Genomic DNA, 21,307 nt, shown 5'->3' with positions numbered 1-21,307 from the left:
CAGGCGCGCGTACGCAGGCGCCCACGTACACACACGGAAGGGCCCGCACCGGGCGGACGGTGCGGGCCCTTCCGCGTTGCGGCAGTGGTCAGGCGAAGATCACGCAGGAGGCCGCGGGGACGGCCAGGGAGCCCGCCCTGCGGGGGACGCCGGTCCGGGGGTCGATGTCGAACCAGGTGACGTCGCCGGACCGCTCATTGGCGGCGTACAGCCTCCGGCCCGTCGGGTCCAGGGCGAGGTCGCGCGGCCACTGCCCGCCGCAGGGCACCGTCGTGACCAGCTCCGCCTTCTCGCGCGTCTCGTCGAGCGCGAGAACGGCGATGCTGTCGTGGCCGCGGTTGGCGGCCCAGAGATGGCGGCCGTCGTGCGAGACGACCACCTCGGAGGGGTAGACAGGGCCGGGCACACCGTCCGGCAGCACGGCCGTCTCCCCGGCCGGTTCGAGGACGCCCGCGACCGCGTCCCAGCGGCAGAAGGTGAGGGTCGGCTCGAGCTCGTTCAGCACATAGGCGTGGCTGCCTGCGGGGTGGAAGACGAGATGACGCGGTCCTGTCCCGGGGCGCAGCGCGGTCTCACCGTGCAGCGCCGGCTCGCCCGCCTCCGCGTCCAGTGCGCAGATCCGTACGGAGTCGGTTCCGAGGTCGACACTGAGCACCCAGCGCCCGGTCGGGTCGGGGAGCACCTGATGGGGGTGCGGGCCGCGCTGGCGGTCCGGGTCGGGCCCGGCCCCCTCGTGCTGAAGGAGGCCGCTGGGGCCGGCCGGGAGGCCGTCCGCCCCGAGGGGGAGCACGCTGACGGTGCCCGAGCCGTAGTTCGCGGTCAGCAGATGGCCCGGGACGAGCGCGAGATGGGTGGGTCCCGCGCCGCACACCGGTACCGGTGAGCCGATCAGGCGCGGCGAGGCCCCGCCGATGTCGAGGGCCGCGACCGCGCCCTCGGCGGTCTCGGAGACGGCGTAGAGGACCGCGCCGCCGGAAGCGCTCGCGAGGGCGAGGTACGACGGGTCCACGACGGCGTCGCTCGCCCCTGTCTCCGTCAGGGCGCCGGTCTCCCCGTCCACAGCGGCCGCGGTGATCCCGCGGCCTCCCGCCGACGTGAACGACCCGATGAATGCCCGTCCGGCGCTCTTGGCGCGCACAGCGTCTCCCCTCTCCGTCCACTGAATCGCATGCTGCGCGGCCGACGGTAGCAGCCCCGGTCTAGACCACTCCGCCTACTCGCCCCCGTCGCCGCGGGCGCGCGCCGTCGCCTCCGGGTGGTGGACATAGGCGGGACGCCACTGGGTCGAGTCGTACGTCCGGTGGAAGACGGGCGTCGCGGAGCCCGAGATCGGCGGCACGATCCAGGACCAGTCGGCACCCACCCCGCGGCCCCGGCTCTGCTCGCGGTCCAGGTGGGTGAGGAAGCGGCGCGACTCGGTGTGGTGGTCGGTCACGGTGACGCCCGCGAGGTCGAAGGAGTGCAGTACGGCGCGGTTCAGCTCGACGAGCGCCCGGTCCTTCCAGAGCGAGCGGTCGTTCGTCGTGTCGAGCCCCAGCTGCGCGGCGATGCGCGGCAGAAGGTCGTAGCGGTCGGTGTCGGCGAGATTGCGGGCGCCGATCTCGGTGCCCATGTACCAGCCGTTGAAGGGTGCGGCGGGGTAGCAGATGCCGCCGATCTCCAGGCACATGTTGGCGATCGCGGGTACGGCGTGCCAGCGCAGGCCGAGTTCCGCGTACCAGCTCTCCTCCGGGTGGTGCAGCGCCACTTCGAGGACGGCGTCGCGCGGCAGCTCGAACCAGCGTGGTTTGCCGTCCCCGTCCTCGATCACCAGGGGCAGCAGGTCGAAGGGCGTGCCCGGCCCGCCCGGCCAGCCCAGGCGCAGCGCGAGCTCGGTGAGCCCGGCGTTGCGCGGGTCACCGACGGTGGGCCGCTGACCGGTGGCGTACCCCGCGTACCGAACGAGCTGTTCGTTCCAGATCCGCGGTCCGGGGCGGTCGGGGGCGTCCGGGGCGAAGACGGTGATCAGCGGGCGGATGTTGCCGCCGTTGGTGGCCTCCCGGAGATGGTCCGCCGCCTCGCGGGCCACGGCGTCGGCGTCGTCGATGTGCCTGCGGTCGCGTATGCGCAGGGAGCGCCAGTAGAGGCGGCCGATGCAGCGGTTGCTGTTGCGCCACGCGACGCGTGCGCCGAAGGCGAGTTCGGCCGGGGTGTGGCGGTAGGTGCCGGTCGCCTCGATCTCGGCGCGCACGGCGGCGATACGGACGGCTGGATCGCCGGCCTCCGCCTCCTCCTGGTGGTACAGCCGCAGAAAGTCCTCGGCCTCCTCGCGCAGCTCATCGGGAGTGGCCGGCGGACCGGCGACAGGACGGACCTCGGCAGGGGAGTGGCTCACCGGGCAGCGGGCGGCCGGATCCGGAGGGTCTCCCCAGTCGCGTTGTTCCACCCGTGGGCCGGTCCGGCGCAGGGATCTGAGCAGTGACTTCCGCATGGTGCGCACCCCCGGGGTCCTGACAGGACGTGGATGCCGCAGTGGTTACCCCTTGAACAGGCTGATCCACCCTGTGTGTGCCGGGTGAAATTGCCTCATTCAAGGCCTTCTTGTCTATGCCGCAGGTCAGGGCGGATCAGGCCGGCACAAGGGGGGCGCGCGGTGAGGTGCGCAGAGGCGCGTCAAGGCCCGCGAGCGCGCGCTCCAGCGCCTGAAGGTGCGTGAGGGCAGCCTCGGCCCCCGGGTGGTGCTGCGGCGCCGCCACGGAGTCGACGACGGCCTTCGTCTGCCGGGCGGCGGGCGGCACCAGCGCGTGCACGGCGGCCTCGACGCGCGCGCAGGCGGCGGCCAGCCTCGCGTCGTGGGAAGCGTGCGGGTCGGCGGCGACGGCGGCGAGCCCGCGCACCTCGCGCGCACAGTCGTCGAGCAGCACGATCACCTGGCGGGCGCGCGCCTTGCGGGCCCGCAGCGGGCTGAGCGGGTGGACGAGCGGGGCGAGGGAGAGCCGTACGCGGCCGAGCAGCAGCTCCAGCTCGGCCGCGAGCGGCGCCGGGTCGGCCGCCTCGTCCCCGGCCAGCCGGCGCGCTGCGGCGGTGGTGCAGCCGTGGACGCACTGCACGGCGCGCCGGATCCAGGCGTCGGTGGCGGCATGGGTGGTGACCGGCAGGATCAGCGCGACGCCGAGCGCCGCGCCGAGCGCGCCGACCGCGGTCTCCTCGAAACGGAGCAGCAGCAGCCCCGGGTGCAGGACGCCGAGGAGCCCGTACAGCAGACCGGCCATGACGGTGACGAAGAACATCATCCAGCTGTACGAGGGCGCGGCCGTGTAGAAGATCCCGAAGACGCAGACGGCGACCAGTGCGGCGGTGGGTGCGGGTGCCCCGGCGATCGGGATCGCGATCAGCAGCCCCGCGGCGATGCCGGTGACCGTGCCGACGACCCGGCGGAAGCCCCGTACCAGCGTCTCGCCGCGCGAGGCGGTGTTGACGAAGATCCACCAGGCGGTGCCGACGGCCCAGTACCAGCGGTCCGGGGAGAGCAGCTGCCCGGCGGCGAGGGCCACGCCGCAGGCCACGGTCGCCTGGAAGGCCTGGCGGGTGGTGGGGCGGGCGAGGCCGCGGCCGGGGAGCGGGGCGGGCGCTGCGGGCGCGGGCGTACGCCGTTCGATGCACCACAGGCCGAACCGGACGACCGACGTGGAGGTCAGGGCCAGGGCCACCGCTCCGTACAGCTCCGGCAGCTGGGCCGGGAGGGCGTGCAGGAACTGGGTGACGAAGAACATCATGAACGCGAAGATCCCCAACGCGTGTCCGCGCGGGCCCCAGCGTCTGGCGTAGACGCCGCAGAAGACCACGGCGAGCCAGGCGGCGGCGCGCAGCAGGGGCTGTCCGTGCAGGACGGTCGCGAGCGAGAGGACAGGGAAGCCGACGAGCGGCAGCAGGCCGGTGGTGACGGCCTGGCGGCGCACGGTCGCATCCCCGACGGTGAAGAGCGCGAGGAGTGCGGCGAGGCCACCGGTGATCGAGGCGACGAGGGAGAGCCCGGACATCTCGGCCGTGGCGACGGCGAGGCCGACGCCGAGCACGGCGCGCGACGAGACGCGCAGTCGCACCAACCCCGGATCGGGAGCCACGAACATCTTCTTCACGCCGGTCACCCTCTGCACGACGGTCGCCCCGCCCCCTTGCTGTTCGATCGCTTTTCGGACATGGGAAAGGCGCTGCGGGTCCGGTGCGGCTCCGTCGCCGTCCGGCGCTGCGCAGCGCCATCTCTCCCCAGAGGAAAGCATCCGCACGGACAGTGGCTCAACTCGAGCGGAGTAGACTGAGCCATTGGCACAGTTCAGGGCGACATACGAGGGCCAGAGGGAGGCCAACGGACCATGGCGGTGGACGCACTCGACACCCGCATCCTGCGGCTGCTGATCGAGCAGCCGCGCACCAGCGTGCGCGAGTACGCACGGATTCTCGGCATCGCCCGCGGCACCCTGCAGGCCAGGATCGAACGGCTGGAGAGGGACGGGGTGATCACCGGCACGGGTCCGTACCTCTCCCCCGCCGCCCTCGGGCACCCGGTCCTCGCCTTCGTCCATATCGAGGTCACGCAGGGGCATCTGGACGAGGTCGGCGACGCGCTCGCGGCCGTGCCCGAGATCATCGAGGCGTTCTCCATCACCGGCGGCGGGGATCTGCTGACGCGGGTCGCCGCGCGGGACAACGGCCATCTCGAAGATGTCATCCAGCGGCTCATCCAGATGCCCGGTGTGGTGCGTACGCGTACGGAGATGGCGTTGCGCGAACGGGTGCCGCACCGGCTGCTGCCCCTGGTCGAGTCGGTGGGACGGGCGGCGGCAGATACGTCACGCTGAGCCCGTCCCGGCGCTGGTGCGACCGGTCCTGGCAGGCTCGAACCCGGTGTCGCGGTGCGCGAGCCCCGTCTTGGCATGCTGGTGCACATGGGCATTGGGCGAACGACTTCGGTCATCTTCGATCTCGACGGCACACTCGTGGACAGCGAGCCGAACTACTACGAGGCGGGCCGCCGGCTCCTGGCCGAGCACGGCGTGGCCGACTTCGGCTGGGATCAGCACGCCCGGTTCATCGGCATCAGCACGCGGGAGACGCTGGAAACCCTGCGTGGGGAGTACGGGATCGAGGCGCCGGTGGAGGAGTTGCTGGCGGCGAAGAACCGCACCTATCTGGAGCTGGCGCGCACCTCGACACAGGTCTTCCCCGAGATGCGGAAGTTCGTGGAGCGGCTGCACACGGAGGGGGTGCCGATGGCGGTGGCGTCGGGCTCGTCCCGCGCCGCCATCGAAGCGGTCCTCGCCGGCACCGGTCTTCACGCGTTCATCCCCACGGTCGTCTCCGCCGAGGAGGTCGCGCACGGCAAGCCGGAGCCCGACATCTTCCTGGAGACCGCCCGTCGGCTGGGAGTCGCGCCCGCCGACTGTGTGGTGCTCGAGGACGCCGTGCCGGGGGCTGCGGCGGCGCATGCGGCCGGCATGCGCTGCATCGCCGTCCCCTACGTCCCCGCGACGGCCGACGACCCGGCGTTCCGCGCGGCGGGGCTGCTCTTCCCGGGCGGCCAGGGCGAGTTCACGGCCCAGGCGGCGTACGACTGGCTGGCCGTGCCGGCTCCGGCCGCCTGATCGGCCGACCCGACGCGAACCCCCCACGGCGCCGTTTCTGCGCCGTTCCCCCCGGGGTAGAGGCATCCTTGCCGCCCGGTGTCGAAGCGGGCTGCCCAGGGGGGTGACGATGCCAGGTGGGGCTGCCGCCGGCCCAGCGGGGACCGGCGGCGTGCACAACCGGTTCGAAGGACACGCCGGGATCATCGTGCAGGCCGGCGAGATCCGGGGCTCGGTTCATCTCGGTGGCCCGGTGGTGGCCGATCCTGTGGTGCCGCGCCAACTGCCCGCCGCCACAGCCCGCTTTGTGGGCCGGGCCGCTCAGCTTGCCAGGCTCGACGAGGTGTTGCTGAGCGCTCAGGACGGCCCCGGAACGGTCGTGGTGTCGGGAACCGCCGGAGTCGGCAAGACCGCGGTCGTGGTGCGGTGGGCGCACGCCTCGGTCGAAGCGTTTCCCGACGGACAGCTCTACGTGGACCTGCGCGGCTACGGGCCCGAACCGCCGCTCGAACCGCTGGAGGTACTGGCCGGGTTTCTTCGGGCGCTCGGCGCGGCACACCCCGAGTCCGGGACCGCACTGGCGGAACGTGCGGCCCTGTTCCGGACGGCGGTCAGCGCACGCCGCATGCTCGTCGTCCTGGACAACGCCTACTCGGAGGAGCAGGTACGGCCACTGCTGCCGGGAGCAGCCTCCTGTGCGGTGATCGTCGTCAGCCGGCGGCAGCTCAGCGGTCTCGTGGTGCACCACGGAGCCGAGTCCCTGGACGTGGACCGGCTGTCGCCGACCGAGGCGGTCGAAGTACTGGATGCCGCCATGGGCGCCCGTACGGACACCGACCCCGCCACCACCGCCGTACTCGCCCGGCGCTGCGCCCGGCTGCCGCTGGCCCTGCGCATCGTGGCCGAACTCGCCGCCTCCCGGCCTCAGGTGTCCCTGGCCGAGCTGGCGGCCGAGCTGGACGACGAACAGGCCAGGCTGGACCTGCTGGAGACGGGCGAGGACCCGCGCTCCGCGGTACGCGCCGTCTTCTCGTGGTCGTACACCCAGCTGACCCTCGAGGTGGCCGACGCCTTCCGCGCCCTGGGAACACACCCGGGGAACAGCGTCGGCGTCCACACCGTCGCCGCGCTGACCGGCACGGAGCTGCGCTCCGCACGCAGGCTCCTGATCGCCCTCGCGCGCGCACAGCTGGTCTTCGAGCCGGTGGCCGGCCGGTTCGAGATGCACGATCTCCTGCGCGACTACGCCCGCGAGCTGGCCACGACCGTGGACGACGAGGAGGCACGGCAGGCGAGGACGCGTCGGGCGTTCGACCACTACCTGCACACGGCGGACCGCGCCGACCGAGTGATCACCACCCACCGGTTCCGGATTCCGCTCGACGGCGAGGCCTCGGCCGGGCCCTCGTTCGACAACCGCTCGGCGGCGTTGGACTGGCTCACGGCCGAGCGGCACAACCTGGTGGCGATGTGCCGTCTCGACGATCCCCGGCTGGACTCGCGGCGCTGGCAACTCGCGTACACACTGCGCGGGTTCTTCTTCCTGACGAAGCGCTGGGGCGACTGGACCGAGACGCACATTCTGGCACTCGCCGCGGCGGAGCGTGCCGGTGACCGGCACGCCCGCGCCAGGGCACACAACGATCTCGGTCGCGCCCTGCTCGAATCCGCACGACGGGACGAGGCGGCCGTCCACTACGAGCGAGCGCGGCTGTTGTTCGAGGAGGTCGGGGATCGGCACGGGCGCAGCAACGCGCTGGCGAACCAGGCGGCGATCCTGCGCCACCAGGGCCACTACGAGGAGGCGTTGCGGCACAATCACGAGGCGCTCGACCACTACCGCCACGCCGGCGCCCGGCGGAACACCGCGATCACACTGCGCAGTATCGCGCTGTCCGAGCTCGAACTCGGCCGTTTCGAGGCTGCGGCCGCCCATACGGAGGAGGCGTTGGCGGTCCTCACCGCACTGGAGATCCAGGTGGAGGCCGCCAAAGGATTCAGCACACTGGCGCTGATCCACCACCGCGCGGGGCGTCCCCACGAGGCGAGGGAGGCCGGCACCGAAGCCGTACGACTCAGCCGCCGGTGCGGCAGCAGATACGAGGAGGCCAGAGCCCTGCACCGGCTCGGTGCGATCGCCGGGGCCGAGGGGCACGACGAGGAGGCGAGAGCGCACTGGAGCGCCGCCCTCGCCCTGTACCGTTCGCTCGGCTCCCGCAAGGCCGACACCGTCGCGGCGGACCTGGCGGGTGGCGAGGCCGGGACTCGGTAGCTCTGCGCCCTCAGTCCTCCTGCTCCTCCAACCGGTTGATCACCCAGCTGTGCAGGGTCTCGGCGACAAGGACTTCCCCGTCGCCGATCGTCCCGGGTGCGCTCTCCGCGAGGTCTGCGAAGCCTTCGAGGGAGTCCTCCAGCAGGACACGCGCCACCTCCATCTGCCCCTCTTCCCCGTCCAACTGGTCCGCCGCCGCGAGCGCGTGGGCTGTCAGACAGGTCGCGAGCATGGCGCGCGGATGATCCGGGCCCACTTCCACCGTCGTACGTCGATGGAACTCCAGGGCGAGCTGCACGACGTCGGCCAGCAGATCGGTGTGGTCGCCCTCCAGCCGTACGTCCTGCGGTCCGGAGCCGGGCGGCAGATCGCTGCGGGAGGACGCCGCTTCGACGGTGGGGGCGGTGTTCTCGGTGCTCTCGGTGCTCTCGGTCTGCCGGCCCGGGCCCGGGATCAGCAGGTTGCGCAGGGTCAGAACGGTGTCGAGATGCCCGGGTCCCTGTGCCGTCAGCCGCTGTGCGTAGACACCCAGGTACGGATTGCTGTCGCGGAAGATGTGCCTGTGGTTCTCATGGGAAGCGGGTGTCACCGGCATGCTCCAATTCGGTGGTGATCATGTTTTCCTGTGCATCGATCGTGTCGGGATGCCCGTCCCCCAGAACCCTGCGGCGGCCTTCCCAGACCTCGGCGTAGCACCGCCCTGCCTCCTCGTGCCGCCCCAGCGCCCGCAGGTTGGTCGCCACGTTCTCGAGCGCGTCCAGCGTCGCGAGGGCTCTCGGACCTGCCGCTCGGCGCCACAGCGCGTGGGCGGCGTGCGCGTACCGCAGGGCGGTGCGCCGGGCTCGGTGCCGCCCGGCCGCGTCGTGACCGCATCTGCCCACCGCGATGACGAGGTTGTTGAGCGCCAGGAGGGTTTCGCGGTGCGGCAGCCCCCACCGCGGCGCATCACGACGAGCCCGGTACACAGCGGTCAGCAGCTCCCTGGCGCCGTCGTGGTCCCTCAGGGCGCTGAGGGTGTTCGCCAGATTCCCCGCCGCCGTCAGGGTGTTGTGGTGATCCGGCCCCAGTACGCCCTGCATGCCCCGCAGCGCGTCTTCCTGCAGGCGGCGTGCCGTGGTGTGGTCCCCCTGGCCGAAGTGGGCGTCACCGAGGCCGAGCAGGACCGTCAGCCGGGTCGCCTCGTCGCAGTGGGGGGACGCGGCGCAGGAGGCGTACAGCTCGGTTCGGGAGCGCAGCGTACCCGCGCTGTCGCCCAGCTCCGTCTGTACCCGCCCGGCCTCGTTGACGAGATGCCATTCCTCGGGTCCGACCGGCCACGCATCGAGTTCCGGAGTGAGCGCCGCCACGGAGCGGACGTGCGGGAGGTACCGGAGCACACCGTGGTGCAGGGAGGTCCCCGCGGCCTGCGCGGCGGACTCGCCCGACCGGGTCAGCGCATCCGTCAGCGCCCGTACGGCAGCATTGCGCAACCGCAACCGGTATCCGTCCGTGGCGACGAAACGCACCGCGCGGCTCGTCAAAGCATGGACGCTGAGCAATGGTTGGCCGTCGCCCGGCAGCAGGTCCGCCATACCGCGGTGCGCGGCGTGCCGGGCGCCCCGTTCGACGGCGGCGCCGTCGGTGCCGTCGGTGCCGTCGGCGCCGAGAACGTCTGCGAGGAGGCCTAACGGAATGGGGGCCGGAGCGAGCACCCCGGCGGCGCACAGCACCTCGCGCCCTGTGTCGGTCAGACTCGCGTAACTGCGCAGCAGGGCGGCCGTGAACGGCAGGGCGTACCCCGTCGGCAGTTCGTCCTCCAGATGCGAGGCGAGTTCCAGCGCGTCGGGTTCGGAGCCGCGCAGCTCGGCCAGGAGCTGTTCGTAGCCCTCGAAACTGTCGCGTGTGGTCAACCCGGCGGCCAGGGTCAGAGCGAGCGGCAGACCACCGAGAAGTTGCACCACCGCTTTCGCCGCCGCCTCGTCGGGCCTGTTGCCCTGCTGGGGGACGCGCTCGACAGTCAGTACGGCCAGCCCCGCCCGGGGGTCGAGTCCGCACAGCTCCAACTCCTCCGACACGCGCTTGCCCAGTCGGCCGCGGGTGGTGATCAGTGTCTTCCCGTTGCCGGTGGGAGCGTGCAGCCCGGTCAACAGCTCGGGATCCACGCCGGAGGGCACATCGTCCACGATCCACAGATAGGGAGGCCTACGGCGCAGCCGGGAACCGATGGCGCCGATCAGAGCACCCGGAGACCGCTCCGCATCGGTGATCTCCAATCGCTCGCCGATCAGGGCCAGTTGTTCCAGGTACTGACTCCACACGGCGGTCGGATCGGATCGTACGCGCCGGTCGCTGCCGGTCAGCCTGACAACGAAGACACCGCCGGGGTGGTCCTCGGCGAACAACCGCGCGTACTGCTCGCACAGCGCGGTCTTGCCCTGGCCGCCCATGCCGCGGACCGAGACGACCGGATGTCCTCGGTCGCGCGCCTTGGACCGGGCGAGAAGTCCCTCGTGCAGTTCCCACAGTTCGTCATAGCGGCCGCGGAAGGCACCGGCACCGGTGAGGTGGTCGGGAAACCAGTCCGGGAGACCGGTCTGCGGAGCGGCGCCGAAGGGCCGGGGATCGGCCGCCTTCTGCGCGGCCACCCGCTGTGCGATGCGAGCCGCCAGTTCCTTCGTGCTCTTGCCCTCTTTGGGGAGCCGGTTGTGGCCGAGCTGACGCGGCCGGACCGCGCTGGGACGGACCTTGGCCGTCACCGCTGTCACCCGGCCGGTGGCTCCCTCCCCCAACCGGTAGGCGCAGGTGAGCGCCAGATGCAGTTCCTGCCGGCAATGCGGGCTGTCCGGAAAGTCCGGGGTGATGAGCGGCACGAGGGTCAGCGAGGAGAGCAGCGCGTCCCTGATCGACGGGGACATCTCGTCCCAGTCGTCCATGCTGACGTCATCCCGGAACACCCGGACTCCCAGGGCGTCCAGCGCTTCGTACAGCTCAATGGCCCATGTCTTGTCGGCCCAGTTGTGGCAGAGGAAGACGTCGTGTTCGGGGGCGTCTGCGGGGGTGCGGGGGACGGTGTGCCCCACGGTTTCCTCGGTGCGGTTCAGGTGCAACGGTCCTCTCCGCGGCCGGCGCCGGACAGGGGCGTGTCCCGTCAGGCTTCCACCCGGCGGGTCCCTGAAAACGTCGGATGCCGCGGTCCGGGGGAAACCCGGTCGCGGCACCCGTCCTGTGGTCCTGCCGCCCGTGCCCGGCGGGGCTGTACCTGGTGGCGGGGTCCTCTCGCGGCGCTCGGCCGCTATCGGCGGCTCGCCACTGCCGAGGGGCTCGCCGCTGCCGAGGGGCTCGCAGGCGAGCCGCTCTCTGTGTCCGGTGACTTGTCCAGGTAGTGATAGCTGCGGATATCGGGGTCACCGAACAGGAAGAACAGGCGCAGTCCCTTGTCACCCCGCTCCATCCTCAGACTCCACGCATACGTCTCGGGCGCGGGCTGTTCGACGGCCTCGGGAGCGCGCAGGTCCTGTTCCGTGTCATGGCGCTCTTCCCATGAGGTTCTCTCTGTGACGCTCAACGACACGAGCTGCCCGCTGTCCCCGTTGATCAGTTGCCACGTCCCGGTACCCGACATTCGCCAGCCTCTGTCGAAGTCGAAGTCCTCGCCGTCGAGGTGAGCCACGACAGCCGTTCCGTCGGCTTGCAGCGTCACCTCTGCCCCTTTCCAGCCGCGCCAGGTCCCCAGGATCTCGTTCCGTGTCGCGTCCGACACCGACGGCACAGCGTCGTACCGAGCCAGACAGCCCGACAGAGCCACAACCGACACCCATGCGAACAGAAGAGTTGTCACCCCACGCATGCCGCAGCGCATGTCAGCCCCCTCACCACCGCCCCGGATGGGCGGTCGCTCCCCATCCTTGCGCAGGGACCGGAAAGGGCCGGCTCCGGGTTCCTACGGCGTCATCTGGGGTTTTCCTCCCCGGCAGACGCATCACGATCTGATCTCAGGACCGCCCCAGGCTCTTGCTTTCCCTTCATGGAATCGATTCCATCCTCCGTGTAATCGATTCCACAAGGAGGTGGACCGACGATGGCGAGCATCAAGGATGTCGCGGCCGCGGCAGGCGTGTCCGTCGCCACGGTGTCGCGCGCGCTCAACGATCATCCGTCGGTCAGCCCCGAGGCACGGGCCCGGGTGCACGCCGCCGCGGCGGCACTGGGGTACCGGCCGAACGCCGTGGCCCGGTCCCTTCGCACTCACCAGACCCACACCCTCGGCCTGGTCATCAGCGACGTGCTGAACCCGTACTTCACAGCGCTTGCCCGCGCCGTCGAGGAGGAGGCCCGGGCGCTCGGGTACAGCGTGATCATCGGGAACGCCGACGAACGGCCCGAGTTGCAGGACCATCACATCCGTACGCTGCTCGACCGACGGATCGACGGGCTGCTGGTGTCGCCCACCGACCGCGGTTCGCCGCTGATACTGGACGCGGTGCGTGCGGGGACCCCGATGGTCTTCGTGGACCGGTGGATCCCCGGCGTGGACGTGCCCGTCGTACGTGCCGACGGGCGCGCCGCGGTACGGGACCTGGTGACCCACCTGCTGGGGCTCGGCCACCGCAGACTGGCGATCATCGCGGGGCCCGCGGCGACCACCACCGGCCGCGAGCGCGTGGACGCCTTCCGTGCGGCACTGTTCGAGCAGGGTGTCGCCCTGCCGGACGCGTACATCGGCCAGGGCGACTTCCAGGCCGAGAGCGGCCGCCGGGCCACCGAACGCTTCCTCGATCTGGCCGAGCCGCCCGACGCCGTGTTCGCCGCGGACAACCTGATGGCGCTCGGCGCTCTCGACACGATCCGCGCCCGGGGTCTGAGCGTCCCGCGGGACATCGCGCTCGCCGCCTTCGACGACATCCCGTGGTTCGTGCATACGGATCCGCCGATCACGGCCATCGCTCAGCCGACGAACGAGCTGGGCCGGGCCGCCGTACGCGCGCTGGCCGAGCTCATCGCCGGGCGCGTGCCCGAGTCCGTCACACTGCCCGCCCGGCTCGTCGTACGCCGCTCCTGCGGCGCGGCCTTCCCGGCGGTCCCCGAGCACCCAGACCCCTCAGCATGAAGGAGCAACGCGTGAGTCATCCGGACGAGTTGCTGCGTGTCGAAGGGATACGCAAGACCTTCCCCGGTGTGGTCGCGGTCGACAGCGTCGACTTCGATCTGCGCCGCGGCGAGGTGCACGTCCTGCTCGGCGAGAACGGCGCCGGCAAGAGCACGCTCATCAAGATGCTCTCCGGTGCGTACCGGCCGGACGCCGGGCGGGTGCTCGTCGGCGGGCAGGAGGTCCGTATCCACGGCGCTCAGGACGCGGAACGGCTCGGTATCGCCACGATCTACCAGGAGTTCAACCTGGTCCCCGACCTGACGGTGGCCGAGAACATCTTCCTGGGCCGCCAGCCGCGCCGCTTCGGCATGATCGACCGGAAGAGGATGGAGGCCGACGCCGCCGAGCTGCTGGAGCGCGTCGGTGTCGACGTCCCGCCGCACGCGACAGTGCGGGAGCTGGGCATCGCCCGGCTCCAGATGGTCGAGATCGCCAAGGCGCTCAGTCTGGACGCCCGCGTGCTGATCATGGATGAGCCGACTGCCGTGCTGACTTCCGGGGAGGTGGACAAACTCTTCCGGATCGTACGCACGTTGCGCGAGGAGGGCGTCGGAATCGTCTTCATCACGCACCACTTGGAGGAGATCGCGGCCCTCGGCGACCGCGTCACCGTCCTGCGCGACGGCCGCAGCGTCGGCCAGGTCCCCGCGTCGACGTCCGAGGACGAACTCGTACGCCTCATGGTGGGCCGCAGCATCGAGCAGCAGTATCCGCGCCGGGCCACCGACCCCGGTACCGCCTTGCTGACTGTCGGCGGGCTGACCCGGGACGGCGTCTTCCACGATGTCGGCTTCGAGGTGCGCGCCGGTGAGGTCGTCGGCATCGCCGGTCTGGTGGGCGCCGGCCGTACGGAGGTCGTGCGTGCCGTCTTCGGCGCCGACCAGTACGACACGGGCACCGTGGAGGTGGCGGGCGCCCGGCTCCCGCGGCACGACGTGAGTGCCGCGATGGCCGCCGGGATCGGGCTGGTGCCCGAGGACCGCAAGGGCCAGGGCCTGCTGCTCGACGCCTCGGTGGAGGAGAACCTCGGCCTGGTCACCTTGCGGTCGTCGACCCGCGCCGGGCTGGTGGACCGCAAGGCGCAGCACACCGCCGCCGCCCGCATCGCCGAACAGCTCGGCGTGCGGATGGTGGGTCTGGAGCAGAAGGTGCGCACCCTGTCCGGTGGCAACCAGCAGAAGGTCGTCATCGGCAAATGGCTGCTCGCCGACGTCAGGGTGCTGATTCTCGACGAGCCGACGCGCGGTATCGACGTCGGCGCGAAGGTCGAGATCTACCAGCTCATCAACGAACTCACCGCCGCCGGTCACGCCGTACTGATGATCTCCAGCGATCTACCCGAGGTGCTCGGTATGAGCGACCGGGTGCTGGTGATGGCCCAGGGCCGGATCGCCGGTGAACTCACGGCGGACGAGGCGACCCAGGACGCGGTGATGGCGCTCGCCGTCAGCACCGCGCCCACAACCAGAAGCAACCCGGCAGTCGACGAAGAAGGGGTGGAGGGCTCCCGTGGCCACTGACACGCTCAAGAACAGCACAGGTGCGGGTGGCGCCTCGGCGGTCCGCCGCCTCCTGCTCGACAACGGCGCACTGAGCGCCCTCGTCGTCCTGGTGGTGGCGATGTCGCTGCTGTCGGGCGACTTCCTGACCGCGCAGAATCTGCTCAACGTCGGCGTGCAGGCCGCCGTGACGGCGATCCTCGCGTTCGGTGTCACGTTCGTCATCGTCTCCGCCGGCATCGATCTGTCGGTCGGTTCGGTGGCAGCGCTCTCGGCGACCGTCCTTGCCTGGATGGCGACCTCCGAGGGTGTGCCGGTCTGGCTGGCCGTCGTGCTCGCCGTGGTCACCGGCGTGGCGTGCGGACTTGTCAACGGCGCCCTCGTCTCGTACGGCAAGCTGCCTCCGTTCATCGCCACGCTGGCGATGCTCTCGGTGGGCCGCGGTCTGTCCTTGGTGATCTCGCAGGGCAGCCCGATCGCGTTCCCCGGCTCCGTTTCGCGGCTCGGTGACACGCTCGGCGGCCGGCTGCCCGTACCGGTCATCGTGATGGTCGTGATGGGCCTGGTCACGGCCGTGATCCTGGGCCGTACCTACCTGGGCCGCTCGATGTACGCGATCGGAGGCAACGAGGAGGCGGCCCGGCTGTCCGGGCTGCGCGTCAAGCGGCAGAAGGTCGCCGTCTACGCCCTGTCGGGGCTGTTCGCCGCCGTCGCCGGCATCGTGCTCGCGTCCCGGCTCGCCTCGGCACAGCCGCAGGCCGCACAGGGTTACGAACTCGACGCCATCGCCGCGGTCGTCATCGGCGGTGCCAGTCTCTCGGGCGGCGTCGGCAAGGCATCCGGCACGTTCATCGGCGCGCTGATCCTGGCGGTGCTGCGCAACGGCCTGAATCTGTTGTCGGTTTCGGCGTTCTGGCAGCAGGTCGTCATCGGTGTCGTCATCGCCCTCGCGGTGCTGCTCGACACGGTGCGCCGCCGTGCCGGGGCGACGACCGCGGCCGCCGGTACGTCCGGTCCGGGCGGCTCCGGCCGCAAGGGCGCGCAAGCGGTGACGTACACGATCGCCGCAGTGCTGGTGGCTGCTGTCATCGGCGCTGTCTCCCTCTGGAACAGCGGCTCCTCCGGCGGCGGGACCAGGGTGGGCCTGTCCGTATCCACCCTCAACAACCCCTTCTTCGTACAGCTGAAGGAGGGCGCCCAGGCGGAGGCCAGGGCGAGGGGCATCGACCTCACCGTCACCGACGCGCAGAACGACGCCTCGCAACAGGCCAACCAGATACAGAACTTCACCGGCGAAGGCATGTCGTCGGTGATCGTCAATCCGGTCGACTCCGATGCGGCAGGGCCCTCGGTGCGCTCCGCCAACACGGCGGACATCCCGGTGATCGCCGCCGACCGCGGCGTCAACAAGGCGGACATCGCCACGCTCATCGCCTCCGACAACGTCGCGGGCGGCAAGCAGGCGGCGAAGGCGCTGGCGGAGAAGCTCGGCGGCAAGGGACGGATCGTGATTCTGCAGGGCACGGCCGGCACCTCCGCGAGCCGCGAGCGCGGCCAGGGCTTCGCCGAGGGCATCACGGCGTACCCGGGTATCAAGGTGGTCGCGAAGCAGCCCGCGGACTTCGACCGCACCAAGGGTCTCGACGTGATGACCAATCTGCTCCAGGCCAACAGCGGCGTGAACGGAGTGTTCGCCGAGAACGACGAAATGGCACTCGGCGCGATCAAGGCCCTGGGAGCGAAGGCCGGAACCTCGGTCTCCGTCGTCGGCTTCGACGGCACGCCCGACGGCCTGAAAGCGGTCGAGGCGGGCACGCTGCACGCCTCGGTGGCCCAGCAGCCGAAGGAACTGGGCAGACTCGCCGTGCGCAACGCCATCGAAGCCGCACAGGGCAGGAAGATCGCCTCGACGGTGAAGGTGCCGGTCAAGGTGGTTACGGCGAAGAACATCGGCGACTTCTCCTGACGGCTCCCCTCCCGACGGCTCCGCCGGGGTGGTGGTCCGGTGCCGGCCCACCACCCCGGCGGACGTCGTCCCTGTACGGAAAGAGACTGCAATGTACGACTACGACCTGCTGGTCGTAGGGTCGGCCAACGCCGACCTGGTGATCGGCGTCGAGCGGCGCCCCGGCCCCGGTGAGACCGTGCTCGGCTCGGACCTGGCCGTCCATCCGGGCGGCAAGGGCGCGAACCAGGCGGTCGCCGCCGCCCGCCTCGGCGCCCGTACGGCTCTGCTGGCCCGGGTCGGCGACGACGCGCACGGCCGGCTGCTGCTCGAGTCGCAGCGCACGGCCGGCGTCGATACGTCCGGGGTGCTGTCCGGCGGCGCCCCGACCGGGGTCGCGCTGATCACCGTGGACCCGTCGGGGGACAACAGCATCGTCGTCTCCCCGGGAGCCAACGCCCGGCTGTCCCCCGGCGACGTACGGGACTCGGCAGGCCTGCTCCAGGCGTCGCGGGTGGTTTCGGCCCAGCTGGAGATCCCACTGGAGACGGTCACCGAGGTGGTGCGGAACCTGGCTCCCGGCACGCGTTTCGTGCTCAACCCGTCGCCACCGGTGGCGCTGTCCGACGAAATCCTCGCGGTCTGCGACCCGTTGATCGTCAACGAGCACGAGGCCCGGGTGGTGCTCGGCAGACCGGTGGGCGAAGACCCGCAGGACTGGGCACGGGCGCTGCTCGCGCTCGGCCCGCGCTCGGTGGTCATCACGCTGGGCGCGCGGGGCGCGCTGGTGGCGGACGCCCGTACGACGGCACGGGTGCCGTCCGTCCCGGTGCGCGCCGTGGACACGACGGGGGCGGGTGACGCGTTCACTGCGGCACTGGCCTGGCGGCTCGGGGCCGGTGAGGACCTGACGACTGCGGCGGCCCATGCGGTACGGGTCGGCGCTGCGGCCGTCACCAAAGAGGGCGCGCAGGTGTCGTTCCCGACAGCGGCGGAGGTGGCGTCGGTGTGCGGTGGTGTCCCGGGGGACGCCTCCCGGTCCCCCGGTCCCATGGACGCACCCGGCGCCTCGGGACGAGGTGTCTCCCGGTGAAGAAGGCCGGAATCCTGAACCGTCATCTCGCGGGTGCGCTGGCCGAGTTGGGACACGGGGACGAAGTCCTGGTGTGCGACGTGGGCATGCCCATTCCGACGGGACCGCGCGTGGTGGACCTGGCGTTCCGGGCCGGGGTGCCGTCCTTCGCCGAGGTGCTGGACGGTCTGCTGGCCGAGCTGGTCGTGGAAGGCGCGACGGCGGCCTGCGAGGTCCGGGAGGCGAACCCGGGGGCGGCACAGCTGCTGGAGGCGCTGCCCGGCCTCGGTCTCGTCACGCACACGGAGCTGAAGGAGCTTGCGGCGGGTGCGCGTCTGGTCGTACGCAGCGGGGAGGCACGGCCGTATGCGAATGTGCTGCTGAGGTGCGGCGTGTTCTTCTGAGCCGGGGCCGCCCCGCCCGGCTCGGCGAGTCCTGGTTGGTCACGTGACCAACCAGGATCAGCGGCGGTCCGGAACCCGCAGCAACGCGGAAGCGTGCCCGACGGGCCGAAGGTGTCAACTCCTCATGTGCAGGCGCAGGGTCAGAAGTCGGCCTGCGCCCGGACGTCGGCACGGCCGACGGACTCCAAGTCGTAGATCTTGCAGTAGAGACGGCGGATGTACTCGATGTCGGCGTCGCGGTCCCGAGCCTGTGTCACGGGATACAGCACGGTCAGCTCGTACGATCGCTCGCGGTTGATGTCACCGTCCTTGTCACGCCACTGGCCGCGGCCCTCCTGAAGGGTCAGTCCGGACGGAAAACGGGGCGTGACCACGTCGGCGATGAACTTCATGAACTCCTCGTCCGAGATGGGCGGGTTGCCGTCGTGACGGCCGGTGCCGAAGTAGAGGTGTGTCGCCACATAGGGGCTGCCCTGCTCGCCGGCAGTCCGCTGTGCCGCCGCCGAGGCGGCGGGGGTGTCGAAGGCGACGTCGGACAGCGGTCCTCCGGCAGTGAAGAAGAGCACGACGGCTGCGAAGACGGCGGCCGCGGGCATCGATATCCGTATGTGGCGCATGTAGTCCCTATCTGTTGTTCCTGGTGGGGAAAGTGGTCCGGACTGCCGAGCGGGGCAGAGACTCCAGCAGGAACACTGCCGCGTCCCGCAGAGGAGCCGGAGCGTCGCCGCACCTGAGCAGACCGATCGCCGTCCTGCCGAGTGTCTCGGTCGTCCGTACGGACCCGATGCGGGCGGCGCGGGGAGCAACGTCCGCAATGAGGTCCTCCGCCTCGCTCCAGGCCCCGGCTGCCGCCAGGGCCGAGAGGAGCTCCGCAGTGAACAGGTGCCGGTAGGAAGGACCGGGAGCTGTGGCCGCATGATGCAGGAGGGGGATGGCCTGGTCCCATCGGTGCAGTCTGGCCAGCACCCAGCCCTGGTGGCCGAGCAGCTCGGTCTGGTCGATCCACCAGGCCCAGTGCGGGTCGTGGCGCGAGATGCCGTCCAGGAACCGGCTTTGGGCGCGGGAGATCAGATCCAGGGGCTCCCTGCGGTTGCCCAGCATGGCGATCGCGTGCGCCTGGCGGACCAGGACGAGGCTGCTGACCCGGGCGGGGAGGGCACGCGGCCCGGTCACGCGGAAGGCGGTCTCCAGGGCTGCCCGCGGATGTCCGGTATGGGCCTCGAGCATGCTGTGGTTCAGCAGCACCAGCCGTGCCGTCCAGCGGTCGCCGCAGAGTTCGGCCAGGGCCAGTGCTCGTGCGTTCATTCGGTGCGCCGGGCGGTAGAAGCCCGCGTCGAAGAGGATCCAGCCGATGACTTCGCACAGTTCGGCAAGGGGCGCGAGGCGGTCGCTGTCCTGGCCGCGCAGGCTCCTGGGGTCGGCCGACAGTTCCGGGATGCGCCGCACGGCCTCGCGTACGGCGGGCACCGCGGCCGTCGCGCCGTGCGCGGCATCGAGGGCCACAAGGCGCTCAATGGTGCGCACGGCCAAGGGGATCACCATGTCACGGTCGTCGTCATGCGCCACCGTGCGAGCCGGGCCGGTCCAGGCCGGTTGCGTCATGACAGGAGGCGGCCGTCGGCATGCCCGGGGCGGCCCTGGCCGAGGGCGGTGAACGAAGCAGCCACTTCGGTCAGCCACTCCACCTCGTCGCGGAAGTCCTCGTACGGCGGTCGCTCGGGAATGTCGGACGCGTCGGCCTGCTCGGCTCCCTCCTCGGCCGGACGGCTCAGCGCGGCACGCACCTGCAGTGCTTCCCCCAGGGGTGAGGTGGGGTCCTCCGGTAACTCCAGGGAGCGGGCCACGCGGGAGAAGTCCGCGAGTGAGAGCGAAGTACGGAGCATCAACTGCCCGTCGCGTATCTCGATGACACGCCGGTAGAGGCTGTAGTGCAGATCCCGGGGCGGGACGAGATCACGCGGCCAGGACCGTGGCGGGTCCAGCGCGATGTCCGGCGACGCCTGGTACAGCGCCCACCACAGAGGCCGCAGGCGGAGATAGGAGCGGTAGCTGCGGATCCAGCCCCGCGCGCGGGTGATGTGGATTCCCCAGGACGGGATGGTCCAGCCGGTGATCTGGAGCAGGGCCCCGACGCTGCCGCTCGTCCACTGAATGGGGTCAAGGCCCGTTCCGTCGAAGTGCAGCCTGGTGCCGGCGATCTGAATGCCTCGCGTGACGCAGTAGACCAGGATGAGGCTCGCGCCGACGGTCACGGTGCGCATCCCGACCTCGAGCCATTGGCGGTTGGCCATCTTGGTGAAGCGCAGCGACAACCGCACGGTCTCGAACTGCCCCACGGCACAGATCAGGAGGTAGAAGGACATGTACAGCGCGTATCCGCCGTCCTGAATGCTCAGCAGGATCGTCGACGTCGCCGTTTCGGACTTCGCCACAGGACCTGCGACGAAGGACGCGGCCACAAGTACGCAGAGCGCGGCGCCGAAGAACAACACGCGGCGGCGCGCCATGCGCCGGGCCTCGGCGGGCGGAGACGACCAGTAGACGAGGACGACCTGCTGCGCCGCGGTGAGCACGACCACCGCGACCTGGGTGATCAGCGAGGTGATGTTCGGGAGCCCGAAGAAGTCGGAGATGTGCAGCCGGAGAAGGTCCAGGTCGACCAGGAAGCTGATCCCGGAGCAGAGGAAGTAGGTGCACAGCGCCCACAAAGCGATGTCATGTCTTCTGCGCAGCAGGTCGGGGAGCCGGTAGCCGAAGGCCGCGAGGCCGCCGATGGCGCAGACCCACGCGAGGACTCCGTAGATCACGCTCATGCCTGGTCCGGTTTGCCCAGACCGTTCTCGATACGGGCGACGATTTCGGCGGCCTCTTCCGGGACGCCCCAGGCCGGTTCGGTCCATCGCTTCGTGGCCCGGGCCAGGATCAGCGAGGCCATCGTCTCGGCCTCCTGCTCCTCGTCGTCGCTGTAGCGGGAGCGCATCAGCATGCCCCGTACGGTCGCGGGGTCGACGTCCGAGAACAACTGGCCCGGATCACTGTGATCCAGTTGCACGGACCCGCGGTGCTCGAAGGCGATGTGGGCCAGTTCATGAGCAATGATGTGTTCCTTGTGCGAGGGCGAAGCCGCCTTCTCGAACGCGATGACGTCGAAGTCATCCATTTTCAGCCATATGCCGAAGAGATGGCGCTCGGGAAAAGGCGTCGAAATCAGATGGATGGGGCGCCGACGCTGCACGCTCAGATACCGGTGAAGGGCATCGATACCACAACCGTGCTCCATACCCCACTGCGCGAGCAGCGCCTCACAGGTATGGCGAACCTCTCTGAGGCGGCGCCGGAGCCGCCTGTCTTGCGACGACGGTAACGCAGAGCCAGGTAGCTTCATCC

Annotated in this window: 18 protein-coding genes; 8 read left to right on the top strand and 10 right to left on the bottom strand. The window is 70.8% G+C overall.

Annotated features, from left to right (window positions below; translation table 11 throughout):
- Positions 1–88 precede the first annotated feature (88 nt).
- The 3 genes from OG883_RS35395 to OG883_RS35385 all read right to left on the bottom strand — a co-directional run bounded on the left by OG883_RS35395 (position 89) and on the right by OG883_RS35385 (position 4,109).
- Positions 89–1,138, bottom strand: a complete 1,050-nt coding sequence (locus OG883_RS35395; RefSeq protein WP_266550445.1) for a lactonase family protein — start codon at positions 1,136–1,138, stop codon at positions 89–91.
- A gap of 75 nt (positions 1,139–1,213) precedes the next feature.
- Positions 1,214–2,470, bottom strand: coding sequence for a nitric oxide synthase oxygenase (locus tag OG883_RS35390; RefSeq protein WP_266550442.1), 1,257 nt, complete (start codon positions 2,468–2,470; stop codon positions 1,214–1,216).
- 136 nt (positions 2,471–2,606) lie between these two features.
- Positions 2,607–4,109, bottom strand: coding sequence for an FUSC family protein (locus tag OG883_RS35385; protein WP_266553099.1), 1,503 nt, complete (start codon positions 4,107–4,109; stop codon positions 2,607–2,609).
- A gap of 243 nt (positions 4,110–4,352) precedes the next feature.
- Here OG883_RS35385 and OG883_RS35380 point away from each other — a divergent pair, with 243 nt between their 5' ends.
- The 3 genes from OG883_RS35380 to OG883_RS35370 all read left to right on the top strand — a co-directional run bounded on the left by OG883_RS35380 (position 4,353) and on the right by OG883_RS35370 (position 7,872).
- Positions 4,353–4,838: an Lrp/AsnC family transcriptional regulator gene (locus OG883_RS35380; protein ID WP_266550439.1), complete on the top strand. Its 486-nt coding sequence runs from the start codon at positions 4,353–4,355 to the stop codon at positions 4,836–4,838.
- A gap of 87 nt (positions 4,839–4,925) precedes the next feature.
- Positions 4,926–5,621 carry an HAD family phosphatase gene (locus OG883_RS35375; RefSeq protein WP_266550436.1) on the top strand — a complete coding sequence of 232 codons (696 nt, stop codon included), beginning with the start codon at positions 4,926–4,928 and terminating at the stop codon, positions 5,619–5,621.
- 151 nt (positions 5,622–5,772) lie between these two features.
- Positions 5,773–7,872 (top strand): tetratricopeptide repeat protein, encoded by a 2,100-nt coding sequence (locus OG883_RS35370; RefSeq protein WP_266550434.1) that lies wholly within the window; start codon positions 5,773–5,775, stop codon positions 7,870–7,872.
- Positions 7,873–7,882: 10 nt separating this feature from the next.
- Here OG883_RS35370 and OG883_RS35365 read toward each other — a convergent pair whose 3' ends face one another.
- The 3 genes from OG883_RS35365 to OG883_RS35355 all read right to left on the bottom strand — a co-directional run bounded on the left by OG883_RS35365 (position 7,883) and on the right by OG883_RS35355 (position 11,551).
- On the bottom strand, positions 7,883–8,461 hold the full coding sequence (locus OG883_RS35365) for a hypothetical protein (protein ID WP_266550431.1): 579 nt from the start codon (positions 8,459–8,461) through the stop codon (positions 7,883–7,885).
- Positions 8,442–10,958 carry a tetratricopeptide repeat protein gene (locus OG883_RS35360; protein ID WP_266550428.1) on the bottom strand — a complete coding sequence of 839 codons (2,517 nt, stop codon included), beginning with the start codon at positions 10,956–10,958 and terminating at the stop codon, positions 8,442–8,444. Before OG883_RS35360 ends, OG883_RS35365 begins: the two co-directional genes overlap by 20 nt.
- A gap of 185 nt (positions 10,959–11,143) precedes the next feature.
- Positions 11,144–11,551 carry a hypothetical protein gene (locus tag OG883_RS35355; protein ID WP_266550425.1) on the bottom strand — a complete coding sequence of 136 codons (408 nt, stop codon included), beginning with the start codon at positions 11,549–11,551 and terminating at the stop codon, positions 11,144–11,146.
- 378 nt (positions 11,552–11,929) lie between these two features.
- On the opposite strand from OG883_RS35355, the gene OG883_RS35350 reads away from it, so the two are divergent.
- From OG883_RS35350 to rbsD, 5 genes are all read left to right on the top strand, one after another.
- Complete coding sequence (locus OG883_RS35350) at positions 11,930–12,958, top strand: LacI family DNA-binding transcriptional regulator (RefSeq protein WP_266550422.1); 1,029 nt, start codon at positions 11,930–11,932, stop codon at positions 12,956–12,958.
- 11 nt (positions 12,959–12,969) lie between these two features.
- Entirely contained in the window at positions 12,970–14,520 is a 1,551-nt protein-coding gene (locus OG883_RS35345; protein ID WP_266550419.1) for a sugar ABC transporter ATP-binding protein, read from the top strand.
- Positions 14,510–16,465: a substrate-binding domain-containing protein gene (locus OG883_RS35340; protein WP_266550417.1), complete on the top strand. Its 1,956-nt coding sequence runs from the start codon at positions 14,510–14,512 to the stop codon at positions 16,463–16,465. The genes OG883_RS35345 and OG883_RS35340 overlap by 11 nt, the downstream gene beginning before the upstream one ends.
- Before the next feature lie 91 nt (positions 16,466–16,556).
- Positions 16,557–17,537 carry a ribokinase gene (locus OG883_RS35335; protein WP_266550415.1) on the top strand — a complete coding sequence of 327 codons (981 nt, stop codon included), beginning with the start codon at positions 16,557–16,559 and terminating at the stop codon, positions 17,535–17,537.
- Entirely contained in the window at positions 17,534–17,920 is a 387-nt protein-coding gene (gene rbsD / locus OG883_RS35330) for a D-ribose pyranase (RefSeq protein ID WP_266550412.1), read from the top strand. The genes OG883_RS35335 and rbsD overlap by 4 nt, the downstream gene beginning before the upstream one ends.
- Before the next feature lie 140 nt (positions 17,921–18,060).
- Here rbsD and OG883_RS35325 read toward each other — a convergent pair whose 3' ends face one another.
- From OG883_RS35325 to OG883_RS35310, 4 genes are read right to left on the bottom strand one after another with little or no spacing between them, the layout of a single operon-like run.
- On the bottom strand, positions 18,061–18,537 hold the full coding sequence (locus OG883_RS35325) for a DUF3574 domain-containing protein (protein ID WP_266550409.1): 477 nt from the start codon (positions 18,535–18,537) through the stop codon (positions 18,061–18,063).
- A 7-nt stretch (positions 18,538–18,544) separates the two neighbouring features.
- Positions 18,545–19,522, bottom strand: coding sequence for a DNA-binding protein (locus tag OG883_RS35320; protein WP_266550406.1), 978 nt, complete (start codon positions 19,520–19,522; stop codon positions 18,545–18,547).
- The gene (locus OG883_RS35315; RefSeq protein WP_266550403.1) at positions 19,519–20,733 is read right to left on the bottom strand and encodes an MAB_1171c family putative transporter; all 1,215 of its coding nucleotides are present in this window, start codon (positions 20,731–20,733) and stop codon (positions 19,519–19,521) included. Before OG883_RS35315 ends, OG883_RS35320 begins: the two co-directional genes overlap by 4 nt.
- Positions 20,730–21,080, bottom strand: coding sequence for a hypothetical protein (locus OG883_RS35310; protein WP_266550400.1), 351 nt, complete (start codon positions 21,078–21,080; stop codon positions 20,730–20,732). The genes OG883_RS35315 and OG883_RS35310 overlap by 4 nt, the downstream gene beginning before the upstream one ends.
- Positions 21,081–21,307: the final 227 nt, after the last annotated feature.

This window comes from Streptomyces sp. NBC_01142, assembly GCF_026341125.1.
GTDB lineage: Bacteria > Actinomycetota > Actinomycetes > Streptomycetales > Streptomycetaceae > Streptomyces.
The sequence above is the reverse complement of the archived record's forward strand: the minus strand, read 5'-3'. Positions and strand labels throughout refer to the sequence as shown.